Source organism: Deltaproteobacteria bacterium (assembly GCA_040223695.1).
Taxonomy (GTDB): domain Bacteria; phylum Desulfobacterota_D; class UBA1144; order Nemesobacterales; family UBA2774; genus JAVKFU01.
Genome location: JAVKFU010000018.1, coordinates 1 through 25,765, shown reverse-complemented (window position 1 = coordinate 25,765; position 25,765 = coordinate 1). Strand labels below are relative to the sequence as shown.

Annotated in this window: 25 protein-coding genes and 2 tRNA genes; 16 read left to right on the top strand and 11 right to left on the bottom strand. The window is 48.0% G+C overall.

From position 1 onward, the window contains the following. The first annotated feature begins 2 nt into the window (after positions 1–2). From scpA to rimI, 3 genes are read left to right on the top strand one after another with little or no spacing between them, the layout of a single operon-like run. Positions 3–2,126: a methylmalonyl-CoA mutase gene (gene scpA, locus RIG61_09180; GenBank protein ID MEQ9619331.1), complete on the top strand. Its 2,124-nt coding sequence runs from the start codon at positions 3–5 to the stop codon at positions 2,124–2,126. Positions 2,127–2,156: 30 nt separating this feature from the next. Further along, positions 2,157–3,245: a methylmalonyl Co-A mutase-associated GTPase MeaB gene (meaB, locus tag RIG61_09175; protein ID MEQ9619330.1), complete on the top strand. Its 1,089-nt coding sequence runs from the start codon at positions 2,157–2,159 to the stop codon at positions 3,243–3,245. Between the two features lie 49 nt (positions 3,246–3,294). Further along, positions 3,295–3,756 carry a ribosomal protein S18-alanine N-acetyltransferase gene (rimI, locus tag RIG61_09170; protein MEQ9619329.1) on the top strand — a complete coding sequence of 154 codons (462 nt, stop codon included), beginning with the start codon at positions 3,295–3,297 and terminating at the stop codon, positions 3,754–3,756. Positions 3,757–3,774: 18 nt separating this feature from the next. Here rimI and RIG61_09165 read toward each other — a convergent pair whose 3' ends face one another. Continuing rightward, the gene (locus RIG61_09165; protein ID MEQ9619328.1) at positions 3,775–4,758 is read right to left on the bottom strand and encodes a polyprenyl synthetase family protein; all 984 of its coding nucleotides are present in this window, start codon (positions 4,756–4,758) and stop codon (positions 3,775–3,777) included. Between the two features lie 110 nt (positions 4,759–4,868). Here RIG61_09165 and RIG61_09160 point away from each other — a divergent pair, with 110 nt between their 5' ends. From RIG61_09160 to RIG61_09140, 5 genes are all read left to right on the top strand, one after another. Next, complete coding sequence (locus tag RIG61_09160; protein ID MEQ9619327.1) at positions 4,869–7,901, top strand: SMC family ATPase; 3,033 nt, start codon at positions 4,869–4,871, stop codon at positions 7,899–7,901. 67 nt (positions 7,902–7,968) lie between these two features. After that, entirely contained in the window at positions 7,969–8,589 is a 621-nt protein-coding gene (locus RIG61_09155; protein ID MEQ9619326.1) for a CvpA family protein, read from the top strand. Positions 8,590–8,672: 83 nt separating this feature from the next. Next, positions 8,673–9,683, top strand: a complete 1,011-nt coding sequence (gene fbp / locus RIG61_09150) for a class 1 fructose-bisphosphatase (GenBank protein ID MEQ9619325.1) — start codon at positions 8,673–8,675, stop codon at positions 9,681–9,683. Between the two features lie 212 nt (positions 9,684–9,895). Continuing rightward, the gene (locus RIG61_09145; GenBank protein ID MEQ9619324.1) at positions 9,896–10,081 is read left to right on the top strand and encodes a hypothetical protein; all 186 of its coding nucleotides are present in this window, start codon (positions 9,896–9,898) and stop codon (positions 10,079–10,081) included. Between the two features lie 385 nt (positions 10,082–10,466). After that, positions 10,467–10,709 (top strand): hypothetical protein, encoded by a 243-nt coding sequence (locus tag RIG61_09140; GenBank protein ID MEQ9619323.1) that lies wholly within the window; start codon positions 10,467–10,469, stop codon positions 10,707–10,709. Between the two features lie 197 nt (positions 10,710–10,906). Here the strand turns inward: RIG61_09140 and RIG61_09135 are convergent. From RIG61_09135 to RIG61_09120, 4 genes are all read right to left on the bottom strand, one after another. Next, positions 10,907–10,990: transfer RNA gene (locus tag RIG61_09135), tRNA-Leu, on the bottom strand. A 43-nt stretch (positions 10,991–11,033) separates the two neighbouring features. Further along, a tRNA-Cys gene (locus RIG61_09130) sits at positions 11,034–11,108 on the bottom strand. A gap of 460 nt (positions 11,109–11,568) precedes the next feature. After that, positions 11,569–11,814: a GIY-YIG nuclease family protein gene (locus RIG61_09125; GenBank protein ID MEQ9619322.1), complete on the bottom strand. Its 246-nt coding sequence runs from the start codon at positions 11,812–11,814 to the stop codon at positions 11,569–11,571. Between the two features lie 77 nt (positions 11,815–11,891). Further along, complete coding sequence (locus RIG61_09120; protein MEQ9619321.1) at positions 11,892–12,683, bottom strand: PhzF family phenazine biosynthesis protein; 792 nt, start codon at positions 12,681–12,683, stop codon at positions 11,892–11,894. Positions 12,684–13,110: 427 nt separating this feature from the next. On the opposite strand from RIG61_09120, the gene panB reads away from it, so the two are divergent. The 6 genes from panB to RIG61_09090 all read left to right on the top strand — a co-directional run bounded on the left by panB (position 13,111) and on the right by RIG61_09090 (position 18,422). Beyond that, positions 13,111–13,920: a 3-methyl-2-oxobutanoate hydroxymethyltransferase gene (gene panB, locus RIG61_09115; protein ID MEQ9619320.1), complete on the top strand. Its 810-nt coding sequence runs from the start codon at positions 13,111–13,113 to the stop codon at positions 13,918–13,920. Positions 13,921–13,930: 10 nt separating this feature from the next. Further along, positions 13,931–14,770 (top strand): pantoate--beta-alanine ligase, encoded by an 840-nt coding sequence (panC, locus tag RIG61_09110; protein ID MEQ9619319.1) that lies wholly within the window; start codon positions 13,931–13,933, stop codon positions 14,768–14,770. A gap of 28 nt (positions 14,771–14,798) precedes the next feature. Further along, positions 14,799–15,188, top strand: coding sequence for an aspartate 1-decarboxylase (locus RIG61_09105; protein MEQ9619318.1), 390 nt, complete (start codon positions 14,799–14,801; stop codon positions 15,186–15,188). A gap of 308 nt (positions 15,189–15,496) precedes the next feature. Continuing rightward, positions 15,497–16,270 (top strand): phosphocholine cytidylyltransferase family protein, encoded by a 774-nt coding sequence (locus RIG61_09100; GenBank protein MEQ9619317.1) that lies wholly within the window; start codon positions 15,497–15,499, stop codon positions 16,268–16,270. Between the two features lie 4 nt (positions 16,271–16,274). After that, positions 16,275–17,600, top strand: coding sequence for a CDP-alcohol phosphatidyltransferase family protein (locus RIG61_09095; protein MEQ9619316.1), 1,326 nt, complete (start codon positions 16,275–16,277; stop codon positions 17,598–17,600). Between the two features lie 24 nt (positions 17,601–17,624). Beyond that, positions 17,625–18,422, top strand: coding sequence for an aspartyl/asparaginyl beta-hydroxylase domain-containing protein (locus RIG61_09090; GenBank protein ID MEQ9619315.1), 798 nt, complete (start codon positions 17,625–17,627; stop codon positions 18,420–18,422). A 125-nt stretch (positions 18,423–18,547) separates the two neighbouring features. Here RIG61_09090 and RIG61_09085 read toward each other — a convergent pair whose 3' ends face one another. After that, positions 18,548–18,727 (bottom strand): hypothetical protein, encoded by a 180-nt coding sequence (locus RIG61_09085; GenBank protein MEQ9619314.1) that lies wholly within the window; start codon positions 18,725–18,727, stop codon positions 18,548–18,550. Further along, complete coding sequence (locus RIG61_09080; GenBank protein MEQ9619313.1) at positions 18,717–20,270, bottom strand: sodium-dependent transporter; 1,554 nt, start codon at positions 20,268–20,270, stop codon at positions 18,717–18,719. The genes RIG61_09085 and RIG61_09080 overlap by 11 nt, the downstream gene beginning before the upstream one ends. Before the next feature lie 327 nt (positions 20,271–20,597). Here RIG61_09080 and RIG61_09075 point away from each other — a divergent pair, with 327 nt between their 5' ends. Continuing rightward, positions 20,598–20,993, top strand: coding sequence for a TraR/DksA C4-type zinc finger protein (locus tag RIG61_09075; protein MEQ9619312.1), 396 nt, complete (start codon positions 20,598–20,600; stop codon positions 20,991–20,993). 3 nt (positions 20,994–20,996) lie between these two features. Here the strand turns inward: RIG61_09075 and mtnA are convergent, their stop codons facing one another. Next, a complete protein-coding gene (gene mtnA, locus RIG61_09070; protein MEQ9619311.1) occupies positions 20,997–22,034 on the bottom strand; it encodes an S-methyl-5-thioribose-1-phosphate isomerase in 1,038 nt (345 codons plus the stop codon). A gap of 61 nt (positions 22,035–22,095) precedes the next feature. Next, complete coding sequence (locus RIG61_09065; GenBank protein MEQ9619310.1) at positions 22,096–22,968, bottom strand: 50S ribosomal protein L11 methyltransferase; 873 nt, start codon at positions 22,966–22,968, stop codon at positions 22,096–22,098. A gap of 173 nt (positions 22,969–23,141) precedes the next feature. On the opposite strand from RIG61_09065, the gene dksA reads away from it, so the two are divergent. Further along, complete coding sequence (gene dksA / locus RIG61_09060; protein ID MEQ9619309.1) at positions 23,142–23,504, top strand: RNA polymerase-binding protein DksA; 363 nt, start codon at positions 23,142–23,144, stop codon at positions 23,502–23,504. A 16-nt stretch (positions 23,505–23,520) separates the two neighbouring features. Here dksA and RIG61_09055 read toward each other — a convergent pair whose 3' ends face one another. Beyond that, positions 23,521–24,384, bottom strand: coding sequence for a nuclear transport factor 2 family protein (locus RIG61_09055; protein ID MEQ9619308.1), 864 nt, complete (start codon positions 24,382–24,384; stop codon positions 23,521–23,523). After that, positions 24,381–25,217, bottom strand: a complete 837-nt coding sequence (locus tag RIG61_09050) for an outer membrane protein assembly factor BamD (GenBank protein MEQ9619307.1) — start codon at positions 25,215–25,217, stop codon at positions 24,381–24,383. The genes RIG61_09055 and RIG61_09050 overlap by 4 nt, the downstream gene beginning before the upstream one ends. Positions 25,218–25,765: the final 548 nt, after the last annotated feature.

Here is a 25,765-nt window from a genome sequence, read left to right as displayed (position 1 = left end):
GGATTGATTACCGGAGAGGCAGAGACGGAAAAACGAATGGCTCCCGCTTAAAGAGAGAGTCGGAGTGGATGACTCCGGAAGATATTCCCGTCTACCCTTTCTACACAAAAGAAGATCTACTCGACATGGAGCATTTGAACTACGCGGCCGGCATTGCCCCTTATCTGAGGGGACCCTATTCCACAATGTACGTAACCAGGCCCTGGACCATACGACAGTACGCGGGATTTTCCACAGCCGAGGAATCAAACGCCTTTTACAGGAGAAACCTCGCCGCGGGTCAAAAGGGTTTGTCCGTAGCTTTCGATCTCCCCACACACAGGGGCTACGATTCAGATCACGGAAGGGTCGTTGGGGACGTCGGAAAGGCCGGAGTAGCGATAGATTCAATACTCGACATGAAAATACTGTTCGACCGGATACCCCTTGACGAGATATCGGTCTCGATGACGATGAACGGCGCCGTGCTGCCCGTGATGGCGTTCTTCATAGTGGCGGGAGAGGAGCAGGGAATAAGCCCCGAGAAGCTGAGCGGAACCATACAGAATGACATTCTGAAAGAATTCATGGTAAGAAACACCTACATTTATCCTCCCGAACCGTCCATGAAGATAATCGCCGACATATTCAAATACACCTCGACTAATATGCCGAAATTCAATTCTATCAGCGTAAGCGGCTACCATATGGAAGAGGCGGGCGCTTCCTCCGATATAGAGCTCGCCTATACGCTCGCAGACGGTCTGGAGTACGTACGCACCGGAATCAACGCCGGCATGAACATCGATGACTTCGCTCCCCGTATCTCCTTTTTCTGGGGAATCGGGATGAATCATTTCATGGAAATCGCCAAAATGAGGGCCGCGCGCATGATCTGGGCAAAGCTGATAAAGAGGTTCAACCCGGAGAACCCCAAATCGATGGCACTCAGAACCCATTGCCAGACATCAGGGTGGAGCCTTACGGAGCAGGACCCTTTCAATAACGCGATAAGAACCTGCGTCGAGGCCCTTGCGGCCGCGCTCGGAGGCACTCAGTCCCTCCACACAAATGCGCTCGATGAAGCTATCGCGCTTCCTACGGATTTCTCAGCCAGAATAGCCAGGAATACCCAGATATATCTTCAGGAGGAGACAAATATATGCAGGTCCGTTGATCCCTGGGCGGGTTCTTATTACGTCGAGTACCTGACGGACCGCATCGCCCGGAGAGCTTGGGCGCTCATTGAGGAGATAGAAGAGCTTGGGGGGATGGCGAAAGCCATAGAGACAGGTATACCCAAAATGAGAATCGAGGAGGCGGCCGCCCGCAAACAGGCGCGTATTGATTCCGGTCAGGATATAATAGTCGGAGTGAATAAATATCAGGCCCCGGAGGACGCGGAGATTGAAATACTGGAAGTGGATAACACGGCCGTAAGGCAGGCGCAGATAGAGCGCTTGAAGAAGTTAAAAGCCGGAAGGGACAGCGAGGCTGTAAGCACGGCCCTCGACCGGATAACCAAATGCGCGGAAACGGGAGAGGGGAATCTCCTCGAGCTCGCCGTGGACGCCGCCCGAAAACGCGCCACTCTCGGAGAGATTTCATACGCCTGCGAGAAGGTGTTCGGGAGATACAAGGCTGTTATACGCTCGATTTCAGGTGTATATTCAGGAGAGATGACGGAGAACGAGGATTTCAACAGAACGAGAGAGATGGCCGACGAGTTTGCGGCTCTGGAAGGAAGAAGGCCAAGGTTGATGATAGCGAAGATGGGACAGGACGGCCACGACAGAGGCGCAAAAGTAATAGCCACAAGCTTCGCCGATCTCGGTTTCGACGTCGATATCGGCCCCCTGTTCCAAACCCCCGAAGAGGCGGCGCGCCAGGCGGTTGAAAACGACGTGCACATAATCGGCATCTCGAGCCTCGCCGCCGGCCATAAAACCCTTGTCCCGGAGCTTGTAAAAGAGCTTAAGGGAATGGGGAGGGAAGATATCATGATAGTCGCAGGGGGAGTCATACCCAAAAAAGATTACGAATTTCTCTACAACGCGGGTGTAACCTCGATATTCGGGCCCGGCACGGTCATCTCAAAGGCGGCCCGGGATATACTCAAAATATTGATTCACGGGAAAAAAGAGTGAGTGAGCAAACGGCAGGCAGGTTTCTAGACATTGTCCGATAAGAAAAAATCAAACGAAGGGAAAAAATCCGGAACATCCCTATCCCTTTCCCCTGACGGGGAGGGGAAGGTCCTGAACTTCAAACGCAAGCGCAGACTAACCGCCAAAGACTATACAGACGGCATACTCTCGGGCGACCGCTCCGTGCTGAGCCGCGCCATAACACTCATCGAAAGCACCCTGCCCGAGGATAGCAGGCTGTCGCAGGAAATTATAAGCCGCTGCCTGCCGCATACGGGAGAATCCGTAAGAATCGGGGTAACGGGCGTACCCGGCGTCGGCAAGAGCACATTCATCGAATCATTCGGGCTTTACCTGACCCGGGAAGTTAAAAGAACCGTTGCCGTGCTAGCCGTAGACCCCACGAGCGAGCGCTCAAAGGGCAGCATACTGGGCGATAAGGTAAGGATGGAGAAGCTCTCGCTTCACCCCCGGGCGTTTATCCGCCCCTCGCCGTCAGCGGGCTCTCACGGGGGAGTGGCAAAAAACACGCGGGCTGCCATAATGCTCTGCGAAGCCGCCGGGTTTAACACCATAATTGTCGAGACCGTAGGCGTAGGGCAGTCGGAAACTACCGTCCATTCGATGGTCGATTTTTTTCTCCTCCTCCTGCTCACGGGAGCCGGAGACGAGCTTCAGGGAATGAAAAGGGGGATAATGGAAATGGCCGACGCGGTTGCAATCACGAAGGCAGACGGGGCTAACGAAAAAAACGCGGAGCTCTCGAAGAAGGAATTTCAAAACGTCCTTCACCTGTATCCCCCCAAGGAGAGCGGATGGAATCCCGCCGTTTTGACATGCTCGTCCCTCGAGAATAAGGGGATAGCGGAAATATGGGAAACGGTAGCGGAGCACCGGAAACTCACGCGGAAAACCGGGGAATTCGAGAAAAAAAGAAGAGATCAGTCGGTAAAGTGGATGCACGAAGCGGTCTTGTACGGCTTGAAGGATAAGTTCTACAACAATGAGATGATCACGGCGCACCTGGGGAAACTGGAGAAGGAAGTGGCCGAAGGGAAAACAAGCCCGTTCGCGGCCGCTCAAAAACTTCTCGAAGCCTACTTCAAGAATTTTTCATAATATATTAAAATGAGTGGACATATAGGCTCGAACCTGAAAAAATTATAATATGGAAAATGCCCCGAAATTCGAAACAGACAGAATCACGCCCGAGGACCTGGACGGCATTGTGTCCATAGAGAATGTAAGTTTTCCCACCCCCTGGCCCAGGCGCGTATTCGAAAGAGAGATAAGATCGCAGAAATCCTACAACAGGGTTGTAAGATTCGGCGGAATGGTTGTGGGCTACATAGTTACGTGGACCATATACGACGAGGTGCACATACTGAATATCGCAGTTCATCCCGACTTCCGCAAAATGGGCATAGGTGAGAGCATGCTGAGGGATTGCGTCAATCACTCATCCGGCTGCGGACTGAAATACGCGCTTCTGGAAGTCCGCGTATCCAACGCCGGGGCCATAAATCTCTACGAGAAATTCGGATTCAAGACGATTCATACGAGACGAAAATACTACTCCGACACCGGGGAAGACGCGTATATAATGATGTTTGAAATGAACCGGAAGTAATGGTTTTAGAAGACCCGGTCAGTTTTTCCTGTCCACAACGTAATCGGCAAGCATATTGAGGGAGTCCTTGTACGGGCTGTTCGGCAGCGAAGAAACGGCGCTCCTCGCCTTGTGAACGAAATTCTTCGCAACGTCCTTTGTTTTATCCACCCCTTTGTATCTGTCCACAAGCTCCCTTACAAAATCCAGCTCATCCTCACTGAAACCGGCACCCTTCATGAGTATGTCATTTATCCTCGATTTCTCGCCTTCGGAAGCCTCTTTGAGCGAATAAAAAAGAGGAAGCGTCATTTTACCTTCCACCAGATCCTGCCCCACACCTTTGCCGAACTCTTTTTCGGTGGATGAATAATCGAGCGCGTCGTCCACAAGCTGAAACGCGATGCCCAGATTAAAGCCGTATTGCCCGACCGCCCGCTTTACCTCGTCTCCGGCCCCGGCGAGAATCGCCCCTACCCTGCCGCAGCTTTCGATCAGCGACGCGGTCTTGTTTTCAATTATTCCGAAACATATCTCTTCGGAGACTTCGAGCATGTTTTTCGCGCTCATCACCTCGAGCACCTGCCCCTCGGCCAGCCTCGCGGCAGCGTCCGTTACCGCCTTTATAAGCTCAAGGTTCCCGCAGGACTGAATCAAGCCCAGCGCGCGCGCGAGCATAAAATCCCCGACAAGCACGGTTGCCTTGTTGCCCCACACTACGTTAGAGGCGGTTTTTCCGCGCCTCAGCTTCGCGTCGTCCACGACATCGTCGTGTAGAAGCGTCGCAGTATGAATCAGCTCGAGCGCGGCTCCGGAATATATCCTTTCACGCCCGTCCAGAAGCCCGCAGGCGCCGGCCGAGAGAAGAACCACCGAAGGACGGAGCCTTTTCCCCCCGCTTCCAAGCAGATATTTAGAGATTTCATAGACAAGGGGCACGGGGGATTTAATATTGGCCTCGAGCTCCCTCTCGATCTCTTCAAGATCAGGATTTATAACGGAAAGAATATCGGAAAAACCCATCGCTGTTTAAGTTATCTGAACAGTTTAGATAAGTCAAAGACCCTGAAATATATGATATTTTAGAGAAATGTTATATTATCTAAACCGACATAATTATTGATTCGCGGTCTATGGTTCCTATAACGCTAAGTGTGAGAAATTTTTTAAGTTACGGCGACTACAATACAACCCTCGATTTCAGGGATTTTGACATCGCCTGCCTTTGCGGCAAGAACGGGCACGGGAAGTCCGCGCTTATCGACGCGCTCACATGGGCTCTCTGGGGTAAATGCAGGGTCAAGAATAAAGAGGAAGTCATTAAACGCGGGGCTCCCGACGCGTGGGTAGAGCTCGAATTCGAATCCGACGGCATCAGGTACAGGATAATAAGGTCGATTGTCAGGAAAAAAAGCGGCTCTTCCTCTTCGATAGATCTTCAGATTTATGACGACGCCTCGGGGTCATACAAACCCCTCGATCAGGGCTCGAGAGCGCAGAGCGCCATAGAGAAAATAATGAAGATGGACCACAACTCATTCATATGCTCATCCTTTATACTTCAGGGCATGGCTGACGAATTCACCAAAAGGACGCCCGCGGAAAGAAAGGAGGTGCTGTCCAAAATTCTGGAGCTTGATGAATACGAGAAGCTCACCAGAAGGGCGAGGGAGCACGCGCAGGAATCCGGCATCGCCGCAAGCACTCTGGAGAACGAACAAAATCAGCTCGAAACCGAGATTTCAAGGAAAGAGAGCCTTGAAACAAAACTGAGAGAATCGAGGAAAGAAGAGGAAAAGATTTCAGGCGGCATCTCGGAGTTCGAGTCTTTGTACGGGAAACTGATTGCGGAGCATGAATCGGTAAAGGCAAAACTGGAAAACCTCGACAAACTGAAGACCGAGAAAAAAGAGACAGAAAAAAATTGTGAGAATCTGGAAAAGGAACTCACTCATGTTACGGAATTAGTAAGAAAATACAGTGATATTGTTTCAAGAGAGGAGCAAATAATCAGGGGATTCGGCGAATATGAAAAGGTAAGGGGCCGCGAGAAGACACTCAGCGAGAAACAGTTAGCCAAATCGAACCTCGAAAGAGAACTCGAGAGTGTAAACATTCTTATAGCGGAGAAAAAAGCCGGAATCGTACAGAAAATCAGCACACTCAGGACCAGAATCGAGGAGTATCAAAAAATAATCGTGAGCACCGGAGAGACCCTCAAAAGAGAAAGCGAGATCGAAACAGGGTTCCGAAAACTCGGCGAACTAAGCACGGTAGAAAGGGGCTTAAGCGAAAGAAAAGAGGAAGTCGATAGGCTCGTGTCCAGAGAGACCGAGATCAGGAACAAAGTCGGACAAAAAAGAATAGGGCTTGAGACAAAGGCGCAGGAGCTTGACTCAAGAATAAAAGAACTGGTTATTAAAGTCGGGCTGTCCGACAAGCTACGGAAAGAGATTCAGGATCTGAAATCACTTCTAGAGGAGTGCGCGGGCGCCGAGAGAAAAGTCGAACAACTATATCGGGAGCTTAAAAATACAGGCGAGGAAATCAAGGTTTTAAGTACAAAAAGGGTTGAGATCGAAAAGAGAAAAGCGGAAGAGGAAAAGAAGCTGAACGTGCTTTGTTCCGATACAGTTGAAGCCCATTGTCCGCTCTGTGAATCACCACTTCAGCAGGAAGCTAAGTCCGCTCTTATCGAAAAACTCCGGAAGGCAGTCGTAAATTTTGACGCCCGGCTAGAGCAGATCGGGGAAGATGTAAAGAAGCTTCAGGCAAGGGATAAGGAAATTAGAGGGAATATAGACAAAGCCCAAACAAAAACCGGGGTTCTCCCCGGGCTCAATAAAGAGCTTGGAGAAAAGGAACAAAGTCTCAAGGATTCACTGGCTTCATCCCACGAACTGGACGAAACAAGAACGAGACTCGAGTTGGTTAAAAACGAGATCGAAAGCGGCGAATACGGAAAAGAGTACGAGAAGGAATTAGAAGAACTTAACCGGAGGAAATCCGAATTAGATTACGACCCGGATAAACATAAGGAAATACTAAACGAAGTTGATTCTCTCAGGAAATTCGAGACTGAATTCGAGATTCTCAAAAAAGACCGGATAAGGAGAGCGGAAGCGGAAAGAGATATAAAAAAGGCGCAAAAAGAGCTCGAGCCCCTCAATACGACCTTAAAAGACGGGTGTTTCGCGCTAAAAAGCAGGGAGCGCGCCGAGGAAATCCGCGCTGAGTTAATGAAACTCGGCTACGATGAAAAAGAGCACGGGGAACTCAGGGTTACTCTCCGCAAGCTGGAAAAATTTTCCGAAGAAAAGCAAACGCTTGAGAAAACGAAGCTCAGCCTGACTCACAGTGAAAATGAACTGAATAAGCTAAAAGCAAGCCTCAACGGGGACAGAATAAAACTTGAAAAAATTAATAAAGAAATAAGTGCTATGAAAATCATAGAATCCCGGAGTAAAGAAATCAGGGGGGAAATGTCAAACGTCGAGACCAGAATTAACCTTCTTAAAGAACAGAAGAACGGGATACTTATGGAGATAAGCAGAAGCGAGAGCGGACTTGAAAGGATAGAGGAACTGTCGGCCAGAAAGAAACAGGTCAGATATGAAATAAAAAATGCCAGGCATGAATTCGCGGTTTATCAGGAACTCGCAAAAGCGTTTGGCAAAAAAGGCGTCCAGGCCCTGATAATAGAGCACGCGGTGCCCGAAATAGAAATTGAAGCGAACAAATTACTTAACAGGCTGACCGAGGGAAGCATGGCGCTTAGTCTGGAGATGGTTAAACCTACACAGAAAGGCGGAGAGAAAGAAACGCTTGAAATTTATATCGGCGACTCCTCCGGCACAAGGAGCTACGAAACATTCTCCGGAGGCGAGGCTTTCCGTATTGACTTTGCACTCAGGGTGGCTATCTCGAAATTTATAGCGAACCGCTCCGGCGCTCAATTAAGAACACTGGTAATAGACGAAGGATTCGGCACTCAGGATAAAGACGGGTTAAGTCACTTTGTTAATGTTATCAATTCCGTTAAAGACGACTTCGACAAGATACTGGCAATAACCCATGTGGATGAATTGAAGGAAAGATTCCCTGTGAGGATAGAAGTAACGAAGGAGCCCGGCTCAGGCTCCAGGCTGGAGGTTATATATGCCTGAGACCCCGCAATTTTGGGGTCAGCTGCAGGGCGCTCGATCCTAGGAGGTATATACACACTTCAATACTATGAATTGGCTCGATATTACTATCCTGATCATAATTTTCCTTTTTACGCTCCTCGGAATCTCGAGGGGGCTTGTCAGTCAGGTCTTCTCTTTAGTGGCCCTTGCGGGCGGAATCATAATGGGCTTCATATTCTACGATGTGCTCGGGGCCTTCTTCATCGAGGAAAGTCTGGTTGAAAACAAGTCGATAGCGAATGTAGGCGGATTTATCATTCTGGCTTTTATCACCTATGTAATAATTCAGCTTTTGGGATGGCTGACCACGAAAATAATAGGGACACTGAAGCTAGGCTGGCTTAACAGATTATGCGGGGGGGTACTGGGGGCGCTATTCGGAGTGGCTGCGGCATTTTTACTCTTATCCTCCCTTACGCTCTTTTATTCGAAAAATGACGCTGTTTTCAGAAAATCGGTAATGGTTCCATATCTGAACGAGGCTTCCCTCGTAGCGAGGCACGCGCTGCCCGAAGATTTCAAGGAGAGTTTTGAAAGCGCAAAAGAGCTCATCCGCAAAGAGGGGTTGAAGGCCGCAATGAAAATCAAGGATTCGGATAAAGTAAAAGATATCTTCGACAGAAAAGAAGACGCCGCACGTAAAACGGATCAATATAAAAAGCCCTGAAACGGTAAATTATCTATTTGAAGGCTGGGCCTCACCGGGCCTATATCTTCCTAAATCCCAGAATTTTGGTAATATAAAGGGTCATGATAGAAGTTCAAACTTTAGATGAATTCATCATAAGAAGGCAAAAAGATTTCCCCTACGCTACAGGGGAGTTATCCAGACTCCTGCGCAACATAGCCGTGGCTGCCAAGATCGTAAACAGGGATGTTAATAAAGCCGGGCTTATGGACATACTGGGAACTACAGGGGTGACAAACGTGCAGGGAGAGGAGGTACAGAAACTAGACATACTGGCAAACAGAAGGTTCATATCGTCACTCAGGCTCGGCGGCCAGTGCTGCGGCGTGGCATCGGAGGAAAATGAAGAATTTACGGTATTCGACGACGAAGCGTCAATGAACGGGAAATACGTAGTGGCTATTGACCCGCTTGACGGATCGTCCAACATAGATGTGAACGTTTCCGTAGGGACTATTTTTTCGATCTACAGGCGGGTCTCTCCCGCGCCGGGGCCCTGCACCTATGAGGATTTTCTCCAAAAAGGCGCAGAACAGGCTGGGGCTGGCTACGTCATATACGGTTCCTCGGCAATGCTCGTTTATACCACCGGACACGGTGTCAACGGTTTTACACTCGACCCCTCGATCGGCGAATTCTGTTTGTCTCACAGTGAGATGAAGATTCCTCAAGACGCTAAAACGTACTCTGTAAACACGGGATATTTTTACAGCTTCCCCGAAGGCGTGAAAAAATACATAAAATACTGCAAAGAAATGGGAAAAAATGCAAAATCACCCTATGCGGCCCGGTATATAGGCTCAATGGTCGCCGATATTCACAGAAACATCATAAGAGGGGGCATATTTCTCTACCCTGCGACTAGAGAAGCGCCGCAGGGGAAATTAAGGCTACTTTATGAATGTAATCCCATGTCGTTCATAGTCGAGCAGGCAGGCGGCAGGGCAACAGACGGATTCACCCGTATTTTGGAGATTGAGCCCCGAGAACTTCACCAGAGAACCCCTATATTGATCGGCTCCGAAAGTATGGTGTTAAAAGCCGAGGAATTCATTCGAGAATGCAGCAGCTGACAATCCTATAAAATATTTCGATATCCGGCGGCCAAAGGCTCGGAAATCTTACATTCGCACCTATGCAGTTCGCTCTTAACCTGCCGTAATACTTGCAATATTTTTATACAAAGGGCGGTTATTAATGCCGCCATTCAGGACCTGAATTTTACTTGACTTTTCGATGTCAGGATGTATGGTTTCAGGTAAATCATCATTACAGGAGAACCAAGATGGACATCGAGCTCGAACTGCTTTCGAAAGACGAAGATTGGGAAGACGACGATGACGAGTGGGATGAAGACGAAGAGGAATGGGAAGAGGATGATGACGACGACATTTTTGACGACGATGACGAGTGGGAAGAGGATGAAGATGACGAAGATTGGGAAGAGGATGAAGAGAAGATGCTCAATTGACACTGTTCTCCAGGCAGCCTGTTTTATTGAACTGATTTAAACCACACCAAAACACTTCCAAAAAACTAAGTAATAAACGATTTCACTATGATTTTAATTCCCGCGGACGCTCCTGGGGAGTTCAGCAACAAGCTCATTTCCAGGATACAAAGGGAAAGTAGCGGCTTTGAATGTGTATGTAGATAATAAAATGGGTGAGGAATGCCCCCACCCTCTATAGAACAATATAAATAGCACTATTCGAAAGAATTCTTTATTAAGTTATCATATTCTTTGGCAGTCAGTAATTACGAGAAACCCGGCACCAACCTAATATTGGTGAAGTAGGGCCCGGTGATCTCCCTTATTACGGAGCGGAGTCCGCCGGATTGGGAGGAGCAAAATTATGGCAAAAATTGTTTTTATCGGTGCTATCGATACTTTAGAGACTGCGGGGAGTCCGCCTAGTGAAGTTCGCAGATATATAAACCTTGATAATATAGTCCTGGCAACTTTAAAAAAAGTCGGAGAAGTTTGGATGTGGAGTTTTAAGATGTCAGACGGCACTTCTCTGGATTCAATGACTTTCGACGACTACGATCATGCGATTACCTGGGCTAATGAAAATAAAATAGTTGAAACGAATTAAAAAACATTCAATAAGCAAATGCAAACCCGCCCGGCCATGTGTTTGAGGTGCATATCAAGATATGGCCACGATAGAAGAAGCATCACAATATTTCTACGAGGTCGTAAAGTTCGCGATCTCTGAGCTCATAGAGGAGTATAAAATGAACGGGTTCGATGCGGGGTTCTATGGGGACACAGGTACTGTATTTATTTATATGCCCAGGGCCGGACTCGAACCGGCACGGGTTTGCACCCGAGGGATTTTAAGTCCCTTGCGTCTACCTATTCCGCCACCCGGGCTAGTGTAATTTTTATAATTATACGATATTTCAAACCATGAAAATGGAGGCGGCGCCCGGATTCGAACCGGGGCATTGCGGTTTTGCAGACCGCTGCCTTACCACTTGGCTACGCCGCCCGACAAATGTATTAGAGATTCTTAATTATGAACAACGTTTTAAGATTTTCAAGCCTGGAGTGATTTCATATTCCCCCGCCTAACCCCACATTGTCATTGCGAGGGAGCGATTTATGCGACCGCGGCAATCTCGTCTTTTCCACGTCATTGCGGGCCCTCCGATAAACTCAGGATAAACAGAGCGCGGCAATCCTTCCGTCATGTCATTGCGAGCAACGGTTCTGAACATGTGCAAGAACCGGACGCCTTTGCTTAATGTACAAAACGCAACTTTACTTTGGCAGCTAGGTATGATCAAGTTCTAATAGTGAAACGAAGCGCGGCAATCTCGAGATAAAAAAGAGATCGCCACGGCCGCTTGCGCGGCCTCGCGATGACACGCTGACTCGTCATTGCGAGGGAGCGATTTATGCGACCGCGGCAATCTCAAATCTCTTCGTATAAATCTTTCCAACTATCATTAATGCTTTCTATCAACTCTATCTTTTTCCCTGCTGATTGCACTAGAGATATTTTCAAAAACCTCGTAATAAACTAACTTGGAAACATTGTATTTTTTTGTAAAACCCTCGACTATTTTTTCTTTATGCTCATAAACCTTTCTTTTCAAGTCATTCGTAATTCCTGTGTAAAGCACTGTATTGTTTTTATTCATCATTATATAAACGAAGTAATATTTTTGATTCATCGATACAATTATAGACAATACGAGATTGCTTCACCTTCGGTTCGCAATGACACCCTCGCTCGTCATTGCGAGGCTCCGAAGGAGCCGCGGCAATCTCACGCAAGCACAACACCCTTGAACACAATAACCGCCTTCCCTCCGAGGACAACCCTCCCGCCGTTTACCCGGACGTGAACCACCCCGCCGCGAGGAGACGCCTGAAAAGCGGTAAATTCTTTTTTCCCGAGCTTCTTCATCCAGTACGGCCCGAGACAGCAGTGTGCGGAGCCCGTAACGGGGTCCTCGTCGATGCCGGACGCGGGAGCGAAAAAACGCGAGACGATATCGTATTCAGGTGAACCCGAGACGCTGGTTACGATCACGCCTCTCGCCGGAATCTCCCTTAGTAGATTAAAGTCGGGATCGAGCTTCCTCACAATCTCCTCCGACCCGGCCTCCATAAGGTAATCGAACCGGTTCTTCCCCACATATCTCGCATCGATACCGAGAGCTTCTTCAAGAAGCGGGAGTGTCCTGATTTCAGTTTCAGGCTCGGAGGGGAAATCAAGCTCTATAAGCTTTCCCGTTTTAGAAGCCGTCAAAACGCCGCTCTCAGTGTAAAATTCCGCTCTCTTATCAGGTTCGAGGCAGCCCGATTCCCACAGCACATGAGCCGCAGCCAGCGTAGCGTGACCGCATAATTCCACCTCCGTTGTCGGAGTAAACCATCTGAGATTAAAGCCGCCGCCCCGGGGACTCAGAAACGCGGTCTCGGACAGGTTCATCTCGGCGGCTAATTTCTGCATCCAGACAGGATCCGCTGGCCGCTCCAATATGCATACCGCTGCCGGGTTTCCCGTGAAAGGCTTTTCCGCAAACGCATCTACCTGAAATATTTCTATTGACACGACTCCCCCGTAACAGTTTCTTAAGCTTAATCTTAAAATGGAATTATATATGATTTTTTGACCTGGTAATCGGCCGATTTTATTTCCGCTTGATTTGGAATTTCTCGCCATATACACTCTAAATTGACTCCATAAGCTAAAACAGTGCCATCCTGAACGGGAGCATAATATTACATAGGGTGACGAGAACGGAAATAGTATTTACTTGACATTTTAAGCTTTTTCTTTATCGTAATTAGGCTTTTTGAAGCTTTTTTGCTGAAGCTTCTATTAGTTACATCGCTTGGATCTTCCTTTGAAGACCGGGACGCAGAAATGTTTGAAATGATAAATTCGGGACGGAATTCAAGCCGTACCCCACATAAATTAAAATAATTCTAAGCCGGAAGAGGTATGTTTCGTCCTCTGTCCGGTTTTTTTATTTCAAATGGCTGAGACGACAAAAAAAACGGCACCGATAATCCGCTCCATGAAAGAAGAGGGGCGGAAGATCGCCATGATCACCGCCTACGACGCGGCCACAGCGAAAATACTCGATGAAGCGGAGGCAGACATAATTCTCGTAGGGGATTCTCTCGGAAACGTGATTCAGGGCCTTCCAACAACACTTCCGGTCACAATGGAAGAAATGATATACCATACGAGGCTCGTATCGAGAGGAACGGTAAATTCACACCTTACAGCCGATATGCCCTTCATGTCTTTTCAGATATCGAAGGAGGAGGCATTGAGGAACGCGGGAAGATTGGTGAAAGAAGGCGGAGCCGAATCAGTCAAACTGGAGACATCTGAAGATAGTATAGAAACGGTTTATACAATACAACAAGCGGGAATACCCGTCATGGGACATATAGGCCTTTGCCCTCAGAATTTCCTCCGGATGGGTGGATACAAACTCCAGGGCAGAGGAGAAAGCGAAGCCAGGAGACTCGTAGAGCTCGCAAAATCGGTAGAGAGCGCGGGCGCTTTTTCGCTGGTGCTTGAAAGTATCCCGCAATCTCTGGCAAAAGAAATTACGGGTTCAATAGGCATACCCACGATCGGCATCGGCGCGGGTCCCGGCTGTGACGGTCAGGTGCTTGTAATAAACGATTTACTCGGGCTTTCCCCTGAACCGGTTCCGAAATTCGTAAAGCGTTATTCAAATCTGAGGGAAGTAGTTCTGAGCTCGACACGGGAATTCATCGATGAAGTGAGAAGCGGCGCGTTCCCGTCCGAGGAAAATTCCTATGACTGAGATGAAAACCATGAAGCTAATAAAGAGCGTAAAGGAGATGCAGGCCTTTTCAACCTGCATCAGGAGGGAGGGGAAGGTCATTTCGTTCGTCCCGACGATGGGGGCGCTCCATGAAGGGCACCTGAACTTGATGAGGGAGGGCAGGAAGAGGGGAAACATATTAATTGCAAGCGTATTTGTTAACCCGACACAGTTCGGTCCGGACGAGGATTACAAAAGCTACAGAAGAGATATTGACGGGGACAAGAAAAAAATGAACGAGGCCGGGGTCGACGCCGCTTTCTTCCCCGAAGTCGAGGATATTTATCCGCCCGGATTCGACACCTGCGTTGAGGTGACCGGGCTGGGGAGCCCTCTTTGCGGAAGATTCAGACCCGGTCATTTCAGAGGCGTGGCAACGGTGGTATTGAAGCTTTTCAATATCGTAAAACCGCATATAGCCATATTCGGACAAAAGGACTATCAGCAGCTCCAGATCATAAAAAAAATGGTAAGAGACCTGAGCCTTGAAGTTGAAATAATAGGAATGCCCATCGTGAGGGAGCCGTCAGGGCTTGCGATGAGCTCGAGGAATTCATATCTCAGCGCCGAAGAAAGAGAAAAGGCGTTGTATTTATCACGAGCGCTTTTTGAGATCAAAGAAAGGTTTGAAAAAGGTGAGAGAAATACGACGGACCTGATTGAATCGGGTTACAGGGTGCTTCACAGGGCCTCCGTTGACGAAATTGATTATTTCGAGATCAGGGACGGCAAAACACTCGAAGATAAAAAGTCAGCCTCGCCCGGCGATGTGGCGGCTTTGGCCGTACGCATAGGCGGCGCCAGACTCATTGATAATATAGTGCTTTAAAGTATATAATCTGAAAAGGAGCTTAGTCATGCGCAGAACATTGCTTAAGTCAAAGATACACAGGGCGACGGTTACCGAGGCCGACCTCGAGTATGAGGGCAGTATAACGATAGACAGGAATTTAATGGACGCCGCCGATTTCTTCCATTACGAGCAGGTGCACATATTCAACATCACCAACGGCCACAGGTTCGTAACCTATGTTATCGAAGGCAAACGCGGCGCGAACGAAATATGTGTCAACGGAGCGGCTGCGCACCTCGCGAAAGAAGGGGACTGTCTGATTATCGCGAGCTTCGCGTCTTATAATGAAAACGAATGCAAGGCACACGTACCGAAACTGGTATATGTCGACGCCGCCAACAATATTACCGAAATAAAGCCCGAACCGAAAAAATTGCAGGTTGCAAAAAACTGAGCCTCCTCCCGGGCAAAGACTTCGGGCGGGGGCTGCGGAATTTATTTTTCGTACTCACCCCTGCCCTTTAAGACTATGTCAGGCTGAGCGGAGCCGGCTGTGTAAATATTATTTTAGGAAATTTGTTAAATTCAGAAGCTTAAGGTCAGAAATTACATCAAAAATATTGACATAAGCTATTATGGAGGTTATAACTGTTAGCTATATTAAAGGAGGAGGGGATACGCTTTTCGTATTCCACGCTTTGTTCTAAATTGCATCTTGCAAGTAAAACATCAAACATAACCTTCTGAAGTGGAGAACATATTATGAAAGCTGTAATACTTGCAGCCGGAAGAGGTAAGAGGCTTTATCCCTACACCAAGTATATTCCCAAATGTTTACTGGATATAGGCGGAGAAACCATACTTGAGCATCAGATAAACCATATCCGTGATTGCGGGATAGACGAAGTTGTAATAGTAGTCGGTTTCGGTTTTGAAAAGGTCGAAAATTTTCTCAGAAATTACGACGGCCTCGGAATGAGAATTAAAACGCTCTACAATCCGTTTTATCAGACCACAAACAGCTTAATTTCACTCTGGATAGCGAGAGGCGAGATGGATGACGATATGGTGGTTATGAACGGAGATGACGTATTCGAAATAGAAGTGCTTGAGCAGGCACTCATGATGAGGGATGAGAAAATCTGCCTCCCCATCAAGAAAAAATCGAGCTATGAAGATGAAGATATGAAGGTTGTAATCAAGGAAACAAAGATTGTAGATATCAGCAAAACTTTAAACAACAGGGCATCCGCCGAGTCCGTAGGCGTCAGGGTGTTCAGGGACACCGGGGTTGAACTTATGAAAAGAGCTATCGAGGAAGAGATGCGTACGGTAGGGGCTGAGAATAAATGGTATATTTCCGCGATTCACAGACTTATTAAGAAAGGTTATAAAGTGAAATCACTCGATATAGATGATTTATTCTGGATGGACGTGGATTATCCGAGCGATCTTTTCAGGGCAAGATTCAATTCGAATAAATTCATAAAGAAATCCTATCAGGAACGGGTCCTAAGAGTTGTAGAAACTAGTTGACAAAATGGACCATGCAATACTTGTAGCCGCCGGTACGGGTATAGAAGAAGAAAAATTAAGCAACCACGGAGAGACCGTATTCGGGTCTCTGCCCCAGATTAAACGTCTCGTTATAACCGCTCAGAGGGCGGGCATCAAAAATTTCACGATAATAACCGAAAAAAAGGATTCCCCTTTAAAAGAACTCCTCTCAGGCGACAAGCGTATAGAGAGCGACATAAGCTGGCGCTCTCTTGGAACGGAAACAGAGCTCGGCTCTTCCCCTTGCCTGATAATTCAATCGAACCTGGTAACAACCCCCGGGGCGTTGTCGAATTTCATGGATTCCGCGACAAAACCGGGCGAGATCCTTGTGCTCGTTGATACGTCACGGGACGCCTGGGTAAAAACCGGTGGCGGCGACGATGTTGCAGACCTATTCTCAACAGGCGGCAGGGCGGTAGGAGCGTTCATAGCCTCCGGGAAGCTCCTCGAAAAATCCATTATGGATTCGATGTCCATTAAAACCTTCGTTCAGGAGCTTATCGGAAGAGATAAAGTAAAATACAAGGAGTTCTCCGACACCTACTGGATGAGGCTCTCGTCTGAAAAAGAATCCGTCAAAAAAGCGGAAAACATGATATTTGCCCATGTGGGCAAGACCGCCACAGGCTGGATTTCAAGAAGCGTAAACAGCAAAATCTCATTGCCCACCAGCAGGCTCCTGGTAAAAACTCCCCTTACGCCCAATATGATAAGCATTTTAATAAATGTTATAGGCGTGCTCTGCGGCGTCTTTTATGCAATCGGCTATCCGGTTGTAGGCGCTCTCTGCATGCAGGCCGCAACTATACTCGACCGCTGCGACGGGGAGGTAGCGCGAGTCAAGCTCATGGAGACAAAAAAAGGCCAGTGGGTTGATACTATTTCCGATCAGGTTACCGTGCTTTCCTTTTTACTCGGTGTCCCGATAGGGTATTACCTTATCTCAAAGAATCCTGTTGCCATAATACTGGGCGCTTTCAATATCTCCGTTTTCATTTTCTTCGTAATCTGGTCATTTTACTTCCTCGCGAGGTATACGGATTCGGGCAGTCTGGTAGCTTATTTCGAGGTCGATAAATTGGTTGAAGAGAAAAACAGCTCGACTATTCGGAGGCTCATCAAATTTGTGCGCCCCATGGCCAGAAGGAACTTTTATTCACTCGGATTTCTCGTGGTCGCGATTGTGGGAGGATATCCCTGGGTGCTCGGGTTTACCAGCGCGGCCCTATTACTGTTTTTAATTCACCAATTAGAAGATATAATAAAGATCAGAAAGGCTAGTCCGCAAGAAAACAACTTAAAATAAAATCTTCAACGGAAGGACCGTCAAATGGAAGAGAAAAGACAGGATTCTGCAAACATTCAGGGTGGAAACGGCAACGGCAAGATGCCCAAGCCCGATTATGAAACCAAAGAGTATATGCCGGGCTTGATGTCGCTGTTCATAAAGCTGGTTGAAGCCACAAATGTCCGCTTCGCGAAAAACGGCAACATTTCTCTATACGAGAAATCGACATTCCCATGGGTGGCTGGACTTGAAAGCGAGTGGAAGAAAATACGCGAGGAACTCGATCAGGTAATGGTGCGTAAAGACGAACTCCCCAATTTTCACGACATCATGGAAGATGTAAAGACAATCACCACTGATAATCTCTGGAAAACCTATTTTCTCGCCGGTTACGGGCTTGAGAGTGAGGAAAACTCCAAGAGATGCCCGGAAACTACACGTTTATTGAAAAAAATCCCCGGAATGAAGACGGCTTTCTTTTCGATCCTCGCCCCCAAGAAACACATCCCGGCGCACAAGGGCCCTTATAACGGAGTTCTGCGCTATCATCTGGGGTTGATAGTTCCCGAACCGAAGGAAAAATGCCGGATCCGGATTGAGGATACGATAACTCACTGGGATGAGGGGGACAGCATAATATTCGACGACACTTTCGAGCACGAGGTATGGAACGACACGGACGGATTCAGGGCCGTGCTCTTCGTGGATTTCGTGCGCCCCGTAATGTTCCCGTTCAGTCTTTTGAACAACTTCCTTATCAACGCGGCATCCTTTGCCCCTCTGATAAGGGAAGCGGAAGTAAGACACAAGAAATGGGAGAAGGAGTTTTACAAGCAGTAGTCTTTATTAAATCAGGGGGCAAGTACACGCGCCAAGACGGGGACAAGCGCGCTTACGAAGGGCGGGGCAGAAGTGTTCGCGATAATAAGAGTGCGGTGAACGTCCCCGCTTTAGAAGCCGCAAATTTATTCGGTCTTCTTCTCTTCTTTTGCCCCGGGCTCACCGACCGCTTCTTTATTATTTGCGTTATTTGTGAGAACAGAAACGATCTGCGGGTTCCTAATCAGCATTACTACACAGAAAGCCAGAAGACCCAGCGTGAACCCCCATGCTGTTAACATAAAAACAAGCGCGTCAGCTTCCATTATTCTTTAACTTCCTCCTCCTGTCCGCGATGTAAACCAGTACCGTTAAAACAATAAAAAGCACAATCAGGTAGATTCTGGCAAGCCAGATAGTCCAGCTCGACTTTTCCAGCTCACCCGGGAGGAGCTCGGTGGCCCACCACCCGATCAGCACCATCATAAAAAGAGGCGTTATGTACCTGAGCACGTAATAAAATATTCTCGGCGCTCTTATTATTCCTTTACGGTTTATTTCAGCCCATGCGTTCTCTCCGCCAAACGCCCACATAAATATCAGAATCTCCAGCAGACCGAATATGACGATCCCGATTGTGCCCGCCCAGAAATCCCACTCATCAAGGGTTTCATTGACGAAAATTACCATCAGAACGCTTATGATGATAATACCCATGGTAATGAGCACCGATTTTACCCTGTTCAATCCGAATTCGTCCTCGAAAAAAGCGATTACGGGCTGGGTTATGGCAACCGAGGACGTAAGACCCGCGAAGAAAAGAAGCAAAAACCAGAGGAATCCGAGGTATTGACCTGCGGGCATACTGGTGAAAATCGCCGGAAGACTCACGAAGCCGAGGCTGAAAGCACCGGACTGCGCAATCGATACGGCTCCCGCGACCCCGAAAAACGCCACAGCCGCCGGAATTGCGATCGAGCCGCCCAAAACGACTTCCGCGGTCTCGTTAAGGGCAGCGGACGTCAGTCCGGAGAGAGCAATATCCTGATCGGGTCTTATATAAGACGCATAGGTAATGATTGCTCCGAACCCCAGACTGAGCGTAAAGAATATCTGTCCCGCGGCAGCAACCCATACTCCGGGACTCCTTAGTGCGCTGAAGTCGGGATTCCATAGAAAATTCAAGCCCTGAAGGGCGTTGCCGCTCGGCGTTTTAATTGTCAAGACCCTTACAAGAAGGATTAACGCCATTATGAATAACGCCGGAAGCGCAATCTTCGCAAAGCGTTCTATTCCGCGCGATACGCCCTTGAGGAGTATGAGGAAATTGATCAGCAAAGTTGCCGCGAAGGCTATATAGGCCATTACAGAAGGGCTTAAAATATCCGTACCTCCGGCTCCTATATACGAGCCCAGAAAGCTTCCGAAAAGCTCCATATACTCAACGGCGGTATCGGTCCCGGGAGCCAGCTTCGGGCTTGTGCCCAGAAGAAAATGAAGCGAGTATCCCAGTGTCCACGATTCAATGTAAATGTAGTAGATTGCGACTACAAGGGGGATCCACAGCCCGAAGACGCCTATGATTTTCGCAAAAGGGCTTTTCCAGAACAGATTGAATATAGCGGGAGCAGTGCCGTGTCCCCTCGCGCCGCCATACCTGCCCATTGCCCATTCTGTCCACATTAGAGGTATCCCTATTATAAAAAATGCAATGATATAGGGAATCATGAACGCTCCGCCGCCATTTTCAGCGGCCTGGACGGGGAAACGGAGAAAATTCCCCAGCCCGATAGCGTTTCCCGCCATCGCAAGAATGAGCCCCGCTCTGGTACTCCATAAATCTCTAGCTCTCAAGAAAGGTCTTTCCATTTTGGCGAAATCAACTCAAAGTACCTTATTTTAAGTTATATATTCCATTAAGCAAGGCGACCATCCTTGAAAACACAGTATTTAGAATCTGTCATATTTTAATAAATTGAAAATTGCCTTGTGGAAAAATTACCCTTGACAAACGTATTTATAGCCTTATCTTAATACACCTTCGGTTCGATATTTTTATAAGGCTTATAATGCCTTTATTTAATATCTGAGGTAATTAACAGCGTGTTTGAAAGATAACCGGGGACTCGCATAGATAGTACCGATAACCGGCATGGCTGTTGACAATTAAAACGGTAAGGAGACTCCCTTATTATTATGGCAAAAAGCAAAAAGGCAACCCCAAAAAAAAGAGCAACCAAGAAGCCGAGAAAAGACTGGCGTGAAGAAATCAGGCAGATGCTGCTGCTGATGCGGAAAGAGCTGCTTAAAGAGGTATCTCAGTCAATGAGAGCCGAATCCGACCATCTGAAACATGATATAGGTGATTTCTACGACCATGCCTCAAGCGACAGGGACAGGGAGCTGGCCCTGATGCTGGCGGATAGGGAAAGAGAGAAGCTGACCCTTGTGGACGATGCGCTCAAGAGAATAGAGAACGGAACCTACGGGATATGCGAATCCTGCGAAGAGGAAATCGATAAGGAAAGGCTTGCCGCCATGCCCTTCACCAAACTATGTCTTTCATGCCAGGAAGATTTGGAAAGGCAGTAAAAGCTATTTTTCAAACAACTCCTGCAAACTTCCCGAGAAAGGTCTTTCCGCTATGCCCTTCTCCGTTATGATGGAGCTTATGTTCTCATTCGGAGTTATATCGAAAGCCGGATTGAAAACGCTTACGTCGGGGGCGATTTTTTTGCCCGATATGTGAGTAACCTCGTTAATATTTCTTTCCTCTATAGGTATCAGCCCCCCGTCGGGGCACTCATAATCGACAGTGGAAAGGGGCGCGGCCACATAGAACGGCACATTATGGGCCTTCGCCAACACCGAGATTGTATAAGTCCCTATTTTGTTGGCCACATCGCCGTTTCTGGCGATTCTGTCGGCTCCCAGAACAACCGCGTCAACCATTCCCTTTCTCATCATGTAACCCACCATATTATCAGTGATTAATGAAACGGGTATGCCGTCCCTGTCAAGTTCCCAGGCAGTGAGTCTCGCACCCTGAAGAAAGGGTCTCGTTTCGGTCGCTATTACGCTTATATTCTTCCCCGCCTCCCTGGAGGCCCTTATAACACCCAGCGCCGTACCGTAGCCTCCGGTAGCAAGCGCGCCCGCGTTGCAGTGGGTCAGCACGACCGCGTTATCCTTTATCAGCCGGGCCCCTACTTTCCCCAAGTTACGGCAGGTCATGATATCTTCATCCAGTATGTCCTTCGCTTCCTCAACCAACTTTGCCTTCATAAGCTCCACGGGCCCCTCAGCCTCGTCAAGCGTTCTCAGCATTCGCTTCACAGCCCAGGAAAGATTTACGGCAGTCGGCCTTGTCGCCAATATAACATCGGAGACCCTTTTCACCTCTGACACGAACTCCTCCCTGCCGTTCGTTCTGGTTTTAAGGGCACCGAGGGCTATACCCATGCCGGCCGCGACGCCTATCGCGGGGGCGCCCCTTATAACCATGCTCCTTATTGCCTCCGCTACATCTTCATAGGTGTCGCATTCGATATATATTTCCTCGCCGGGAAGCCTCGTCTGGTCTATCATTACAACCTTGTCGTCTTTCCACTCTATTGTTTTAAATGAGGACATTAGTACCACCTTATGAAAAATACTTGGTTTCGCTAACAGTTTACTTCAGCGCGCCCTTTTATCAACGGAGCCTGAACCGAAGGGCCACCCAATCCCCGTCCCTTGATTCCTTATCCAGGATGAATCCCGCTTTAACGAGGCCTCTTACAGCTTCGTCCCCTCTTATATGGGGAATGCCGGATAAAACCAGTTTTCCGTCTTCAGAGAGCCTCGATTTAAACTCTTCTCTCATCATGAATATAGGCTCCATATAGACATTAGCGACAATTAAGTCATACACACCTGCCGCGCTCTGTATATGGCCGCAAAAGAATCTGATTCTATCTGCTACCGAGTTTTTCAATGCGTTTTTTCTGGACTCGGAGATTGCCACAGGATCCGTATCGAATCCCGCAATATTTTCAATGCCGAGCTTGGAGGCCGCAATCGACAGTATACCGCTCCCGCACCCTACATCGAGCATACTCCCCGCTTCCCCGCTTGCGGCAATCTCCTCAATGGCCACTATGCATAGTCTCGTTGTTTCGTGGTGTCCGGTCCCAAAGGCAAGCGACGGATTTATCTCTATCACAATTTCATTTCTCAAAGGGGTGTGTTCCTCCCAGGGCGGAATGATAACTATTCTTTTTCCGGCCCTTACTTTGCCCAATACCGTCCTCCAGACCTCCCAGCTTGATCTGTCGATGTGCTCCGCCTTGATAGCTCCGACGTGCGTCCCCGGCATGGAGTCATTGATAAAAGCGATGTGCTCCCTGAGATTCTTCATAATGGAATCCAGATCGGCATCCATCGGGAAGTAGGCGGATAACTCGTACATGCCGTTTTTCCTTATGTCTTCGGCCACCCCCTGGGACCCCAATCCGAGCAGGAAATCCGAGAGCAACGAGACGGCATTTTCGGATACTTCGAACGTAAGTTGAGAAAGTTTAAACAATTATAGTACCTCCGGGTTACTACACTGGAATTATGCCGTAAATATTAACCAAATATTTCACAACTTCTAACCGTAGAGACATGAAATATCGCAATTAACCTCTGACAGCCCGCAGCTACTTAGGGCGGCTTTTAATGTTTTACAGTGTTTACCATAGGTGATATAATTTTTCCATGAATAACCGGAGACTCAGGCACTTCAAGGAAGTTCTAATAAAGAAAATGGCGGGATTGCTCGGCATCGCCGAAGAGACGGTCACGAGAATGAGCGAAGGAGACGGAACGTTCCCCGATCCCCTGGACCGAGCGCTCTCGGAATCAAACAGATCCATTGAATTGAGGAAACGCGACAGGGAAAGAAAATTAATACAAAAAATCCGCAAGGCAATTCAAAAAACCGAGGACGGGAGCTACGGCATTTGCGAGCTTTGCGGAGAAGAAATCACGGAAGACAGGCTCGAAGTAAGACCGGAAACCACGCTATGTATTGGCTGTAAAGAAGAGCAGGAACAGGTGGAAAAACAGTTCGGTCTATAAGACGAGATTACTTTTATCAGTTACCGCCGCCGAAAACAAAACCTTCCAGAAAATCGGCGTCGGATTCTTTTACTATTACCCATTTGCCTCCTTTTTTGGCCAGCACGATTTTCTCATTTAATTTAAACCTGCTTTTGCTTACGGTATTTGGCGGTATTGAGATATCATAAAGAGTAGCGGTTCCCGTGGTATCGGCAATTGCAGACCCCCCGCCCAGGGCCTGTGCATTGTTGAGACCAAGAACCTGCCCGTCGCAGATACCGCCGGATAACCTTGTGCCGCCACTGCGTTCAGAATATCTGAAGTGAACTGTAGAACCGGGTTTTGCGCCGGTGAGGGTTATTGAGCTAATGCCGCCTGCCGCTCCGGGATCAAGGCGCGTCAAAACCATATTACTTTCCGGGGATGGCGCGGGTTCCGGAGCGGGGGTTTCCCCGGGGGTCGGCGTCCGTTGCGGCTCCGGAGACTCGATTTTCTGAGAAACCATATTGCTTATCCCGCAGGATGAGCCCGCTTCGGAAAAAGCCTGTATATAAAAAGTCCTGCTATCCACGAGAGTCACAGAAACATCGGTAATCTGTACAACCTCAGCCTTGTCACCCTGCGTATAAACAGTTCTATCCCTGTTTGTAACATCCAGCGTGTCGAAAAGTGTAACGTTACTTTCAAAATTCCTCTTGATACCGTCCACCCCTACCACTTTCCCTTTCTTTTCCTGCCTGTAATCGGGTGATATGAGTGACATATAAAGGTCGGCGTTCTTTGTTTCAAAGGCCCGGGTTCTTGTGTCGAGCGCTTCTTCAATCTCCCGGTTTTCACCGCTTCCGCAGGAGATAAGAAGTGTAAAAATTATGACAGAGCAGCAGACGGCTAATCTCATCCTTGCTGCGGCTGTCCCTGTTCCCCGGTATTTTCGGGAGGCGGGGCTGTTTTACCCTGAATGTCGTTTAATAATGAGCTCGCTTTACCGTGGTATTTATTGTCGCTCGGCAATTCCAGAACAAGCTTGTTTAAAGCCTGTCGGGCAAGCTCGTACTGGTCTGATTTCGCGTACGCTCTTCCCATAAGATATAAAGCCTCGCCATACCTGTTCGTATCGCTATAATCATTAACTACTATCTTATACCTGTCTGCGGCGGCTTTATAATTATCTCTCTTTGAATAGAAGTTGCCTATGTATATTTCACGTTTCGCGAGTCTATTCCTGCATTTAATTATTTTTTCACGGGCATCCGCGATAAGGGGGGAATCCGGATATTTTTCAACGAAGGTGTTAAACCACTCGAGAGCCTGCCTCGTGGAGGTAGGGTCTCTGTCCGGGCTCCTGATTTCTTTATAATAAGACAGGGCCAGACGATAGGTTGCATACGGGGCTTCTTTATGGCCGGGATGACGTTTCAGGAATTCCTCGTATTCGATTGCCGCCTGCTCGTAATCACCTCTTTGAAAAAACACATCTCCCGTCCTGAGCTCCGCAAGCGCCGCATAAGGGCTGTATGTATACCTTATCTGTACTTCCTTCAAATACGCGAAGATCGAATCATAGTCCCTTCCCCTGAATATCCAGGGGAAACCGCCCTTGTCCGCGGTCATCTCCTCGACTGCCGACTCATAGAGCTGTTCGTCCGTCATCTCTTTCGGCACTTTTTTTGAACCGCAATTAATTACGAACAACAGCGATGCTGACAGGATTAGAAGGGAAATTAACTTCATCATGCAGTCTATAGTATTTTGATAAAAATATCCGTGTCAAGTAATTGATTGAAGCGCCGTGCCTGATTCAAACCCCACAGTGGCATTCATGACACTAACCATTCGATATAAAATGTTTTTTAATCAATGGGGATACAAAAAATATGCCGATAAAAAATTTTAAACCTGTTGTTATTCAAAGTACCTGTTGATTCGGAAAGGGATAATTTATATTGCGAATTTTAATAGAGGGATTTTTGCTCGCAACGGTTTTAGAAAACTCTATTTCACAATAAGCATACGAATCCAATTATATCTCTAAACGAAATGCCTCTTGGAAGGTGCTAAGCACGGTATTCTTATAGATAAGTACAGGGGATCAATACGCCTTTAAACCAGCGAAAGATCGCACTCCGCCGGAAATCTACTATCTCCCCCGGCGCGGTCTTTTCCGTGAGCGTCTGGGGTCGTCGTCAGGGTCGTCCCCGTCTCCCCCCGAGCTTCCGATTATCTGTCTGACCCTGTTGGTTAGGGTACACGAAGAGCCTGTCTCAACAGAGGCCTGGAGA